At 64.1% G+C, this 12,555-nt stretch carries 12 protein-coding genes; 11 read left to right on the plus strand and 1 reads right to left on the minus strand.

Going from position 1 to position 12,555, the window contains the following annotated elements; genetic code table 11:
* Positions 1–21: 21 nt before the first annotated feature.
* From EDC35_RS09940 to EDC35_RS09990, 11 genes are all read left to right on the plus strand, one after another.
* Positions 22–1,818, plus strand: a complete 1,797-nt coding sequence (locus EDC35_RS09940; protein ID WP_132977086.1) for a Wzz/FepE/Etk N-terminal domain-containing protein — start codon at positions 22–24, stop codon at positions 1,816–1,818.
* Positions 1,806–2,672 carry a CpsD/CapB family tyrosine-protein kinase gene (locus EDC35_RS09945; RefSeq protein WP_132977087.1) on the plus strand — a complete coding sequence of 289 codons (867 nt, stop codon included), beginning with the start codon at positions 1,806–1,808 and terminating at the stop codon, positions 2,670–2,672. The genes EDC35_RS09940 and EDC35_RS09945 overlap by 13 nt, the downstream gene beginning before the upstream one ends.
* Positions 2,673–2,693: 21 nt before the next feature.
* Positions 2,694–3,188, plus strand: a complete 495-nt coding sequence (lspA, locus tag EDC35_RS09950; protein ID WP_132977088.1) for a signal peptidase II — start codon at positions 2,694–2,696, stop codon at positions 3,186–3,188.
* Positions 3,189–3,207: 19 nt separating this feature from the next.
* The gene (gene cobD, locus EDC35_RS09955; protein WP_132977089.1) at positions 3,208–4,218 is read left to right on the plus strand and encodes a threonine-phosphate decarboxylase CobD; all 1,011 of its coding nucleotides are present in this window, start codon (positions 3,208–3,210) and stop codon (positions 4,216–4,218) included.
* Between the two features lie 103 nt (positions 4,219–4,321).
* Positions 4,322–4,852 (plus strand): nicotinate-nucleotide--dimethylbenzimidazole phosphoribosyltransferase, encoded by a 531-nt coding sequence (locus tag EDC35_RS09960; protein WP_165903398.1) that lies wholly within the window; start codon positions 4,322–4,324, stop codon positions 4,850–4,852.
* 55 nt (positions 4,853–4,907) lie between these two features.
* Positions 4,908–5,987 (plus strand): efflux RND transporter periplasmic adaptor subunit, encoded by a 1,080-nt coding sequence (locus EDC35_RS09965; protein WP_132977091.1) that lies wholly within the window; start codon positions 4,908–4,910, stop codon positions 5,985–5,987.
* The gene (locus tag EDC35_RS09970; protein WP_132977092.1) at positions 5,984–9,091 is read left to right on the plus strand and encodes an efflux RND transporter permease subunit; all 3,108 of its coding nucleotides are present in this window, start codon (positions 5,984–5,986) and stop codon (positions 9,089–9,091) included. Before EDC35_RS09965 ends, EDC35_RS09970 begins: the two co-directional genes overlap by 4 nt.
* Complete coding sequence (locus EDC35_RS09975) at positions 9,088–9,459, plus strand: PF20097 family protein (protein ID WP_132977093.1); 372 nt, start codon at positions 9,088–9,090, stop codon at positions 9,457–9,459. Before EDC35_RS09970 ends, EDC35_RS09975 begins: the two co-directional genes overlap by 4 nt.
* Positions 9,460–9,582: 123 nt before the next feature.
* Entirely contained in the window at positions 9,583–9,780 is a 198-nt protein-coding gene (locus EDC35_RS09980; protein ID WP_132977183.1) for a Trm112 family protein, read from the plus strand.
* Positions 9,758–10,315 (plus strand): Slp family lipoprotein, encoded by a 558-nt coding sequence (locus EDC35_RS09985; RefSeq protein ID WP_243651586.1) that lies wholly within the window; start codon positions 9,758–9,760, stop codon positions 10,313–10,315. Before EDC35_RS09980 ends, EDC35_RS09985 begins: the two co-directional genes overlap by 23 nt.
* Before the next feature lie 60 nt (positions 10,316–10,375).
* Positions 10,376–10,942: a Slp family lipoprotein gene (locus tag EDC35_RS09990; protein WP_132977094.1), complete on the plus strand. Its 567-nt coding sequence runs from the start codon at positions 10,376–10,378 to the stop codon at positions 10,940–10,942.
* A gap of 16 nt (positions 10,943–10,958) precedes the next feature.
* Here EDC35_RS09990 and EDC35_RS09995 read toward each other — a convergent pair whose 3' ends face one another.
* Positions 10,959–12,536: an alpha/beta hydrolase gene (locus EDC35_RS09995; protein ID WP_132977095.1), complete on the minus strand. Its 1,578-nt coding sequence runs from the start codon at positions 12,534–12,536 to the stop codon at positions 10,959–10,961.
* Between the last annotated feature and the right edge of the window lie 19 nt (positions 12,537–12,555).

Raw genomic sequence — 12,555 nt, forward strand, 5'->3', positions numbered from 1 at the left:
GTGATCAGGTGCAGGTGATTCGTGGACGAACAGTTTCAAACGCTCGAAGACTATCTCGCGATCCTGAAACGACGTAAATGGCAGCTCATCGTTCCCGCTGTGCTGCTGTCCATCCTCGCCCTGCTCGCCGCCCTGCTGATTCCGCCGATGTACCGCTCATCGGCGACCATCCTGATCGAACGCCAGGAAATTCCCTCTGAGCTGGTGCAGACGACTGTCACCGGTTTTGCCGATCAGCGCATCCAGGTCATCAGTCAGCGGGTGATGACGACCAGCAATCTCAGCGGCCTGATCGAGCGTTACGATCTCTACCAGGATATCCGCCGTAAAGAGAGCATCAACATGGCGGTTGAGGAGATGCGTAAACGCATCAAGCTCAACATGATCAGCGCGGATGTCCTGGATCCCCGCAGCGGTCGGCCTCAGGAGGCGACCATCGCCTTTTCGCTTTCGTTCGAGGATGGTTCGCCAACGCTGGCGCAGAAAATCACCAGCGATCTGGTCTCGCTCTTTCTGAACGAAAATCTCGAACAGCGCACGGCCGCCGCCAACGAAGCCACCGTCTTTCTGCAAACCGAGGCGGATCGGCTGGGCCAGGAAATCGGCACGCTGGAGGCGCGACTGGCGGCCTTCAAGGAACAGAATAGCGACAACCTGCCGGAACTGGCGGCGATCAATCGCGAGCAGATGCTGCGCACGGAGGAGCGTCTGCGGGACAACACGCAGTCCACCAGAACCCTTGAACAGCAGGCGCTGTATCTGGAGTCCGAACTGGCGCAGATCGATCCGGCGATGAGTACGGCGCAGCAGCCCAGCAGCGTGGCGGCGCACCTCGACGAACTGGAGGCTCAATATGTGCGGGTTAAAGAGCGCTATTCGCCTCAACATCCCGACCGGATCCAGTTGGAACGTGAGATCGCGTCGCTGAGATCGCTGGTTGGACAGACGAGCGCCGCGCCAATGCAAAACCGGCTTACGGAACTCAAGGCTGAACTGGCGGCGTTACGCAAGCGTTATTCGGACGATCACCCGGATGTCGTAGCGTTGAAACGAAGCATCGCGGCGACCGAGACCCAGATCGCCTCTGCCCGACGTTCGGGCGAGGGTCGGCAAGGGTTCATGGATGGCGCGAACAACCCGGCCTATGTGCAACTCCGCGCTCGTCTGGAAGGGGCGCGCCTGGAAATCGATTCGCTCAAAGAGGCTCGCGTGCAACTGGAACAGGAATTGGCGCGATACGAGGCGCGGGTGACGGCGGGGCCGAAGATCGAGCAGGAATACCGGGCGCTCACCCGTGACTATGACAACGCCATGAGCAAATACCGCGAGATCCGCGAAAAAGGGCTTCAGGCCCAGTTGGCTCAATCGCTTGAAACAAGCCGCAAAGGGGAGCGTTTCTCGCTGATCGAACCGCCGCTATTGCCGGAAAAACCCTTCAAGCCCAACCGGCTGGCCATCGTGGTGTTGGGTCTGGTGCTGGCGGTCGCGGGTGGCGTTGGCAATCTGGCGCTGCGTGAGAGCCTCGACAAAGGACTCCACGGCGCGCGTGCGATCCGCCTATCGACCACTGCGCCCCTGCTGGCGATCATCCCCTACATCAACACTCGCGACGATCACCGTCGTCGCGTCAAACGGCTCTCGCTTCTCATCGGTGGCAGCTTCGCCGCATTGGTTGGCATGGCCCTGGCCGTACATTTCCTCTTCATGCCACTCGATGTGCTCTGGTTTACCCTCATGCGCCGGCTTGACCGTGCGCTACCCATGCTGTCTGAGTGCTCTCAATCCGGTTATTGGGGTCTCTTCATATGGAACGCTTAAAGAAAGCAATGGAACTCGCCCGTGCACAACGGGAGTCGATTGTCGGTCCCTCTCCAGGCGCACCGGGCGACACGGCAGGGAAGGTTCGCGCCATCCGGGCTCAAACGCCCAAGCCATTGGTGGATGTCAAGGTCGATTACACCCGCACCACCTCAATCCCGATCAATGCCAAGTGGCTGCGCGAACAGCGCATCATCCTCTCCGAAGGCACCGACCCCTTCGCCGACGCCTATAAGGTGCTACGCACCCATGTCCTGCAACGCATGCGCGTCAACGGCTGGAAGACCCTCGCCGTGACGAGCCCCGGCATCGGTAACGGCAAGACAGTCACCGCCATCAATCTGGCGATCAGCCTTGCTCGCGAAGTCAACCAAACCATTTTGCTGGTGGATCTGGATCTGCGACGCCCATCCATCGGCCGCTATTTCGTCAAGGGTCAAACCCGTGGCATCAGCGATTATCTCACTGGCGAGGCGGAACTCGCCGACTTGCTCATCAATCCCGGCATCGAACGACTGGTCATCCTGCCGGGCAACGACTCCTTCACGGACTCGTCGGAAATGCTGTCCTCCCCGCGTGTGATTCAGCTCGTTGATGAACTCAAGGGGCGTTATCAGGACCGCCTGATCCTGTTCGACATGCCGCCGCTTCTCGCTGGCGATGATGTGATTGCCTTTCTGCCCTATCTCGATGCCGTCATGCTCGTGGTGGAGGAGGGGAAGGTCACCAGCGAAGAGCTGCAACAGGCGCAGAATCTGCTTGGCGAGAAGAAGAGCATGGGGATTGTGCTGAACAAGGCGGAGCCGGGGAGTGCCGGTGTTGGCTACTATCGCGCCGCAACGACAACCAATTGATTATTTAGGAATACAACCGCAGTGAAACACTGGCTCTGGCTTGCACTGATTGTCCTGATCCTGGATCAATCGATCAAATGGCTGATCCTTTTGACCTTTCAGCCTTCCGAAACCGTTGCGCTCCTGCCGAACGTCAATCTCACCCTGATGTTCAATGAGGGCGCCGCCTTCAGTTTTCTCGCCGATGCGGGTGGCTGGCAGCGCTGGTTTTTCACGCTGCTCGCCTTCGCGGTGACAGTGGTTCTGACGCTGTGGCTGCTCCGTCTCAAAGCGGGCGAGGGCTGGCTGGCGGCGGCGCTGGCGCTCATCATCGGCGGTGCGGTCGGCAATCTGATTGATCGTGCGCTGCTTGGCCATGTGATCGATTTCATTCAAGTCTATCTGCCAGTCATCCCGCTCGCGCTGTTCAATCCCTGGCCGGCGTTCAATATCGCCGACAGCGCCATCACCATCGGCATCGTCATCCTGCTGATCGTCACCCTGACCACTGACGAATCGCCGAAGCCTAAAGAGTGAAATCTTTAGGAGATTTCATATGTCAGACCATGCACCACCCGAGCACGGCGGTCGCCTGCGCCAGGCCGCCGCGCGCTTTGGCATTCCCTTATCAGACTGGCTCGATCTCTCCACCGGCATCAATCCCCATGTCTGGCCGGTTCCCCCGCTGCCTGTGGATGTCTGGGGACGCCTGCCCGAGGACGGAGACGGTCTGGAAGCGGCGGCGGCCTGCTACTATGGCGCCCCGGATCCCTTGCCGCTGGCCGGCTCCCAGGCCGCGATTCAGGCGCTGCCGCGCCTGCGCGCACCCGGTCGCGTCGGCGTGCCGCAGATCGGTTATCAGGAGCATGCACATGCCTGGCGCTGCGCCGGGCATCGGGTGATCGAACTGGCTGACGGCGATCCCGGATCGCTGCTGGATGCCGGGCCGGAACGGCTCGACTGTCTGATCGTCATCAATCCCAACAACCCCACCGGACGCCGCTGGCCGGTGGCGACACTCCTCGACTGGCATGCCCGTCTGGCCGCTCACGGCGGCTGGCTGGTGGTCGATGAAGCCTTTATGGACGCGACGCCGGACGGGAGTCTGACGCCTGATGCCGGTCGCCCCGGACTCATCCTGCTGCGCTCGCTGGGCAAGTTCTTCGGTCTGGCCGGGGCGCGCGTCGGTTTTCTGTATGCCGAATCACGACTGCGGGAGCGGCTCAAGGCTCGGCTCGGACCCTGGACGCTCGCCGGTCCCTCGCGCCTGATCGCCCGGCAGGCACTGGCCGATACCGCCTGGCAGACATCCGCCCGCGCAGCGCTGCCGCTCGCTGGCGCGCGTCTCGCCGCGCTGTTGACAGAGCAGGGATTGACGCCAGCCGGCGGAACTTCGCTCTTTCAGTGGGTTCTGACTCCGCGCGCCGAGCAGATCCAGATCGCCCTGGCGCAGCAGGGGATTCTGGTGCGACGCTTTGCGCAGCCGGCCAGTCTGCGGTTTGGACTGCCGGGCGATGAGTCCGCGTGGCGGCGTCTGGCGCAGGCGCTGGAATCTCGTGAGACCTGACTGGCTGGCGGTCCCCGCCGCCTCTGATGGCGGTCGGCATGGACGATGTGGCGGGCGGTTGCGTGTCGTCCTGTTCGTGACTGACCGGTCGCATCACGAGTCCATGATGGCGGCACTTGACGATGATTTCCCGCCAAACTTAACCCGACATGCAGACTGCGACATCGAGATGCTCGATGCCGGAAACCTCGGCTGGTCGGAGAGCGTTCCTGACTGGGCGAACCTGGGATCTGGCGTGAAGGCGTCCAGACAGGAGACGCAGGCCGCGCTCGATACGCATCGGCTGGATGTCGCCCTGAGCACCGGACGGCATGCCGTTGAACGGGCCAGACTGGCCGGCTGTGTCCGGGTGATCGGCGTCGGTCAGCGCGCCCCGATGTCTCTGATGCGAGCGCTCCAGGCTGGAAAAGACCCCTACGACGCACTGCGGCGCTGGGGTGAATTCGAGACCGCCGCACTCACCGGCATGGTGATCGCGGGCGCACAGATTGGCATCCGGGTTCGGCTCCACGGACGCGCGGCGAGACCGGCGGCCCTGGCTGCGACCGCTTTGCACCCCGACATCGGGAACTGGCTGTCTATCTCAATGCCTGACTGGACCGATGTTCAACAGAGGGAAAACCAGGTTGCATGAGCCCTGTCCGTTGGCAAACAAACATCCGGGCACCTCAAGCGGTCGATGATTCGTTATGCCACATCCAAACACGATCCTTTTCTCCTGTCTGTCACTCCTTCTCCCGACGCTGGTGCTGGCCGCGGACAAGCCGCCGGACAAGCCGCTGTCCGTCATCGTCGCCGAGACGCAGCGTCAGGCGCTCGCCGAACGGATCGAGGCGCTGGGCACCCTGAAGGCCAACGAGTCGGTGACGATCACGGCCAATGCCACCGAGACCGTCGCGTCCATTCATTTCGATGACGGGCAGCGGGTGCGCGCGGGCGAGCTGCTGGTCGAGCTGACCCATGACGAGGAGGACGCACTGCTCGAAGAGGCGCGGGTGCGGGCGGACGAGGCGCAGCGCCAGTATGAGCGGGTGAAATCGCTGGTCGCGCAGCGTTCGGCCTCTGAATCCCTGCTCGATGAGCGCAAGCGCGATCTGGACACCACGCGCGCGCTGCTGGTGGCGCTGGAGGCGCGGCTGGCCGACCGGCTGATCAAGGCGCCATTCAAAGGCGTATTGGGACTGCGCCAGATCAGTCCCGGCGCGCTGGTTCAGCCCGGCGATCCGATCACGACCCTGGATGACGACACGGTCATGAAGCTCGACTTCGCGGTGCCGAGCGTGCATCTGTCCGCGCTCGCGCCGGGGCTGAAGATCGAGGCCCGCACCCGCGCCCAGGGCGAGCGGGTCTTCACCGGCGTGGTGCGCGGCGTTGACAGCCGGGTCGATCCGGTGACGCGCACGGTGCAGGTGCGCGCCCTGATCCCGAACGCGGATGGCAGTCTGAAACCGGGTCTGCTGATGCGTGTCGAGCTGCTGATCGATCCGCGTGAAGGGCTGGTGATCCCGGAAGCGGCACTGCTCCAGCATGGAACCGATCATTTCGTCATGGCCCTGATCGAGGCTCAGGAGCCGCCCAGCGCCGAGCGCCGTCAGGTCGAGATCGGCACCCGCCAGCCGGGGTGGGTGGAGATCCGCGCCGGACTCGTCGCCGGCGAGCGGGTTATTCTCGACGGACAGGACAAGGTCCGTCCCGGCCAGCCGCTCAAGGTTCTGGCCGTCGATGACGGTCGCCAGAGCCTCCAGACCCTGACGGAGTCCGCCCGGTGATCCTGTCCGATATTTCGATCACCCGTCCGGTCCTCGCCTCGGTTCTGTCGCTGCTCCTGGTCGCCTTCGGACTGGTCGCCTTCGACCGTCTGCCGCTGCGCGAATTCCCCGACATCGATCCGCCTGTGGTCTCGATCGAGACCCGCTATCAGGGCGCGGCGGCGGTGGTGGTGGAAAACCGCATCACCCAGCTCATCGAGGATCGCATCGCCGGGGTCGAGGGCATTCGCACGGTGGAATCGACCAGTGAGGACGGGCGTTCGGTCATCACGGTCGAGTTCAACACCGGGCGCGAGATCGACGGCGCTGCCAACGATATCCGCGACCGGGTCTCCAGCATCCTGGATCAGTTGCCAACAGAGGCCGAGCCGCCCGAGATCCAGAAGGTCGACAGCAACGAGGACGTGATTCTGTGGCTCAATCTGGCCAGCGAATCGATGACCGTGCCGGAACTCAGCGATTACGCGCGCCGCTATCTGGTGGACCGCTTCTCGGTCCTGGACGGGGTCGCGCGCGTGCGCGTCGGCGGCAATCAGGTCTATGCCATGCGCATCTGGATCGACCGCAACGAACTGGCTGCACGCGGGCTGACGGTAGCCGACGTGGAAAACGCGCTGCGGGCCGAGAATCTGGAGCTGCCGGCGGGCGATGTGGAATCCATCGACCGCCAGTTCAGCGTCCGGGTCAATCGCGCCTTCAACGACCCGGAGGACTTCGCGCGTCTGGTGCTGGCGCGTGGCGAGGATGGCTATCTGCTGCGTCTGGGCGACGTGGCGCGGGTCGAGCGCGGCACCGAGGAAGATCGCACCTTCTTCCGGGGCAACGGTACGCCGATGGTCGGCATCGGCATCATCAAACAGTCCACCGCCAACACCATCGCGGTGGCCGAGGCCGCGAAGGCGGAGGCGGCGCGGATCAATCCCAGCCTGCCGGCGGGGATGGAGATCAGACAGAGCTATGACGCCTCGGTCTTCGTCAAGAGCGCCATCGAAGAGGTCTATAAAACGCTCGGCATCGCCATCGTCCTGGTGATGCTGGTGATCTTTCTTTTTCTCGGCAGTCTGCGGGCGACGCTGGTGCCGGCGGTCACGGTGCCCGTATCCGTCGTCGCCACCTTCAGCGTGCTGCTGATGCTGGGTTTTTCGATCAACATCCTGACCCTGCTGGCACTGGTGCTGGCGATCGGTCTGGTGGTTGATGACGCCATCGTGGTACTGGAGAACATCCATCGCCGGATGCAGGAATACGGTGAGACGCGACTGGTCGCCGCCTATCGTGGTACCCGTCAGGTCGGTTTTGCGGTGATCGCCACGACGGTCGTGCTGGTGGCGGTCTTTGTCCCCATTGCCTTTCTGCAGGGGGATGCCGGGCGGCTATTTGGCGAATTCGCGCTGACGATGGCGGCAGCGGTCAGCTTTTCGGCCTTCGCGGCGCTATCGCTGTCCTCGATGCTGGCCTCGCAGGTGCTGCCGCCCAGCCATGTCGAACACGCGGGGCGTCTGTCACTCACCGAGGGCATTGATCGCGCCTTTCAATGGGTTCGGCGTGTCTATGGCCGCCTGCTGCGGTTTCTGCTGCGTCATCACTGGATCGTGATGCTGGGCTTCGTCGGCACCCTGATCGGCGCGCTCTGGCTGTTCGAGCGGATCCCGCAGGAATACACCCCCAAGGAAGACCGGGGCGCCTTCTTCGTGATGGTCAATGGCCCGGAAGGCGCGTCCTACAGCTATATGAAGGACTATATGGAGGAGATCGAACGGCGTCTCCTGCCCTATACCGAGAGCGGCGAGGTCATGCGGCTGATGGTGCGCGCACCCCGCGCCTTCGGCAATACCGCCACCTTCAACTCAGGCATGGTGGTCATGGTGCTGAACGACTTCGCGCTGCGCCGCTCGGGCTGGGTCATCATGGAGGAGGTCCGCGCCAAGCTCGCCGATCTGCCGGGGGTCAGGGCCGCGCCGGTCATGCGTCAGGGCTTCGGCGCGCGCACCCAGAAGCCGGTGCAGTTGGTTCTCGGCGGCGGGACCTACGAGGAACTGGCGCAGTGGCGTGACACCCTGCTTGCCGCCATCGCCCAGGACAATCCCGGACTGACCGCCATCGATTGGGATTACAAGGAGACCAAGCCCCAGTTCAAGGTCGAGATCGATTACGACCGTGCCGCCGATCTCGGCGTCACCGTCGGCGCGATCGGACGCACCCTGGAAACGATGCTCGGCTCGCGCCAGGTCACGACCTATCTCGACGCCGGCGAGGAATACGATGTCATCCTCCAGGGCGAGCGTGCCGCACAGCGCACGCCGGGCAGCCTGGAGAATCTCTATGTGCGCTCCGCACGCAGCGACGCGCTCATCCCGCTCGGCAATCTGGTGCGCGTGACCGAGGCCGCCGAATCGCAGAGCCTGAAACGCTTCAACCGTCTGCGCGCCATCACCATCGAAGCGAATCTGGCCGAGGGACTGGCGCTCGGCGAGGCGCTCGCCTATCTGGAGGCCAAGGTCGCGCAGCACCTGCCCGAGCAGGCCCAGCTCGACTATAAGGGCCAGAGTCGTGATTTTCGCACCAGCAATCAGGGCATCCTCTTCGTCTTCCTGCTGGGTCTGGTGGTGGTCTTTCTGGTGCTGGCGGCGCAGTTTGAGAGCTGGATTCACCCGCTGGTCATCATGCTCACGGTGCCGCTCGCGATGGCCGGCGCCCTGCTCGGGCTCTGGTTCACCGGCCAGACGCTCAATCTCTACAGCCAGATCGGGCTCATCATGCTGGTCGGACTCTCGGCCAAGAACGGCATTCTCATCGTCGAATTCGCCAACCAGTTGCGCGATCAGGGTCAGGAATTCCGCGCCGCGCTGCTGGAGGCGTCCGACGTGCGGCTGCGTCCCATCGTCATGACCGGACTCACCACTGCCGCCGGCTCCATTCCGCTGCTGCTATCGAGCGGTGCCGGGGCCGAGACCCGTGCCGTCATCGGCACCGTCATCCTCGCCGGGGTGCTGGCAGCGACCTTTTTCACCCTCTTTGTGGTGCCGGTCGCCTATGACCTGCTCGCGCGCCACACCGGCTCGCCGGGGGATATCAAAAGACGACTGGAGCGTGAATCGACATGACCGCTCATCCCGCTCTCTGGCCTGCGGCCGCCGTTGCGATTGGCGCCCTGCTGTCGCTGCTGTTGCTCGTGCGTCATCTGCGCCGCCAGTCGTGCGAGGTGCCGGCGACCGATGCGCTGTGGCACGGTCGGGATTATGCCTGTCCCCAGTGCTGCCAACCGCTGCAACCCGGCCGGGTGCTGCTCGGCAAGGGCGCCATCTGGTCGCCGCGACACCAGCGACCGCCGGGTGCCTTCGCGCATCTCGGCATGGCGTTGCCCAATACCATCAGTCTTTCCCTCAGACCGGCCTCCAACATGGCCTGGCGCTGTCCCGACTGCCAGTTGCTGCTGATCGATCACTCGCGACTGGTGAAGCCGGACGTATAGACGCCAAGGGAGTCATCGCCGCATCTGCAAAAGGTCGCCATCCGATACATTGGACGGTTAAACTGGCGGTCGCCAGGGGCGTTTCCCGTTCCTTTATTTTTTCTGCGGAGCAATCAACCGATGCTGGATAAAAAGCTGCTCGACATCCTCGTCTGCCCGGTCACCAAGGGGCCGCTCATCTTCGACAGGACGCGCAGCGAGCTCATCTCACTCTCCGCGCAGCTCGCCTACCCGATCCGCGACGATATTCCGGTCATGCTGGAAGACGAGGCCCGGCCGCTGTCGCTGGACGAAATGGATGCCTATCGCCAGGGGCGTTAGCCGGGTGCCGATGCGCGGGCTGCGGCTGTGGGCGGTCAGCCTCCCGCTGCTCGCTGGTTGCGCTGCCGGGGTGCCGTCGGCCATTCGTGAAGCGCCGGTATCGAATCCGGCCCTGAGCGAGGTACAGCGGCAGCCGGAGCGATTCATCGGCCAGCCGTTGCGCTGGGGCGGCACCATCCTCGCGGTGCGCAATCATGCCCGGACCACTGAAATCGAACTGCTGGCGCGACCGCTCGGCCAGTTCGGTGAGCCGGATGCCGATGCCGAGGGACTGGGTCGCTTCATTGCCGAATTTGCCGGCTTCAAGGATCCGAGCGAATATCCCACCGATCGCCGACTGACTGTTGCCGGACGTCTGGCGCGGGTTGAGCCCCGTTCCATTGGCGAGTTCACCTATGTGTATCCGGTGATCGCGGTCGATGCACTGCATCGCTGGGCCGACCCGGTTCAGCCGGTGCTGTATCCAGCTCCCTTCATGTATCCCTATGGCCCCTGGTACGGGCGCTACCCCGGTCCCTGGTATGGACCCTGGTAATCCAATGCGCCGCTCAAACCCCCTTTCAGGCTGATCGATCATCAAACCCGGGCGACCGCCATGCAGCCATCCACTGTCTCGCGCCTTGTTCTGCCAATGCTGGTCTGCACGCTCTGCGCCGCTGTCCTGTCGAGCGGCTGCGCCACGCAGGAAGACTGCTTCAAGCCGGTCGGACAGCGCGGATTGACACCCGCTTCAGCCGCCCTCAGCCCGCGCGCCGAGGGTGAGATGGTGACCTGGGGCGGGATGTTGCTCGACACGCGCAACCTGGAGACGCACACCGAGCTGGAGGTCATGGGCTATCGGCTGGATGGCTGCGGACGGCCTTTGGTGCAGGGTGAATCGCAGGGTCGGTTTCTCATCCGGCATCCGGGTTATCTCGAACCGCTGGACTATCGCACCGGTCGCCCCGTGACGGCGACCGGTCGTCTCGCCGGGGTCAGTGACGGCTGGGTGGGCGCCGCTGCCGTCAGTCTGCCCGTGCTGGATGCCGCCAGGCTCCGGCTCTGGCCCGCGCCGCCCCCAGTAAACGAGCAGCTCTCACCCTTTCCGGTGCGACCACGCATCAACATCGGCATCGGCGGCGGTAGCGGTCATGTCGGCGGCGGGATCGGGGTGAGCTTTTAGCAGGTTGCCCTGTATCTCAGCCTCCCACCACCGGAAAGGTGACAGCCGTGGCGGAGGCGAAGGCGAGCGCGTTGGCGATGGCGCCGACCAGCGGATGATTGGTGCGGCGGTAGGCCCAGCCGCTCAGGAGTCCGTAGACCAGGAAAAAGACGAGGATGGCAGGGACAATGATGATGAGAAAGAAGAGTTCGTTGAGGTTCAGCAAAACGGCAAACAGCAGCGAAAGCAAAAACAGCGCCTTGGTCGCGGGATAAGCGCCGCGCGCGGCACTGGCGCCTCGCGTCAGCCATTCGTCGGCGATGAAATAACTCAGGGTGCCGAGCGACAGGGCCAGTACCAGCGGCAGCCGTTCCGCTCCCGGCAGCAGCGTGGTAACGAAGCGATCCGTCGGAATCGCGATGGCGAAGGTGAAATAGAGCGTGGTGGCGAACGCTGCAACGGCGAATCCACGCCAGAGCACCCGCCCGCCGCTCGCTGGCATGGGACCGGCGCGACGCCGGATCAGCCACAGCCCGAGCAGGCTGATGAACCCGTAGAGCGCAAAGTGCAGAGCCAGATAGTCGCCGAGCAGGATCGGCAGGAAATCGCTGGGGACAGGCCAGAGTAGCAGTGGGGTCAGCAGCGCAGGCGCGACCGCGACCGGCCAGAGTTGACGCCAGCGAAGATTCGCTCCCAGCGGTTGCGAGGCGGCGCGCGGCAGCAGACGCGCCAGCGGCCAGGCCAGCGCCACCAGACCCAGATAGAGCAGGCCGAGCCAGTGACCGCGATCATCCACAAAGCCCGTCCCCGTGCGCGCGAAGACGCGGTTCAGCCAGTCGCGCGCGGCCGCCAGTCCGTCCGCGCCATAGAGCACGCCGATATGTTCCACGCCATCCGCAAGCACCAGACGGCGGGCGCTGCCATCGGCTGGATTCCCATAGATTGTCCCCACCTCGGTTGCATCGGCGCCAGCTTCAGCCAGTACCTTGAGGCCTTGCTGATGCAGCATCGCCGGCTCCAGCGCGCCATAGATCAACAGCAGATTGCGCAGATCGGCGGTGTGCACGGCCTCGGATAGATAGGGCGAAACCAGCACCATTGCTGCGACCGTTCCGGGATGTGACTGGGCGTAGCGCGCCAGCACATCGCCGGCCATCGAGTGTCCGAGCAGCGCCAGCCGTCCGTCCGCGCCCGGTTGCGACAGGGCGAACTCGATCGCCGGCTCCAGTCCGTCGAGCAGCACCCGCAGCCGTTGGTCCTGATCCAGCAGATTGGGCACGAACGGGTTGGGATTGCGCCCGTGGCCGGCGAAATCGAAGGTGACCACGAGATAGCCGTTGCGGGCCAGGGTGATGGCGTAAGGCTGCATCATCTGCTGCGAGCCGGCGAAACCGTGGGCGATGACGACTGCCGGTGCGGGCGTGTCGCTGGCCGGTCGGTAAAGTGTGACCGGCACGGTGCCAGCGAGCGTGCGCGTGACCCGCAGCCCATCGCTCGCCGCGACAAGCTGCCACCAGCCGGTGGCGATGGCCAGCAGGGCGACCAGCGCCAGGAGCAGGGTGCCGGGACAGGTACCACGGCAGTTGGAGAGGACGGCGCGGAAGGGATTGGTCATGGGTCGGCGATTCTCTCGT

The sequence above is a fragment of the Thiobaca trueperi genome (assembly GCF_004342175.1).
Classification (GTDB): Bacteria; Pseudomonadota; Gammaproteobacteria; order Chromatiales; family Chromatiaceae; genus Thiobaca; species Thiobaca trueperi.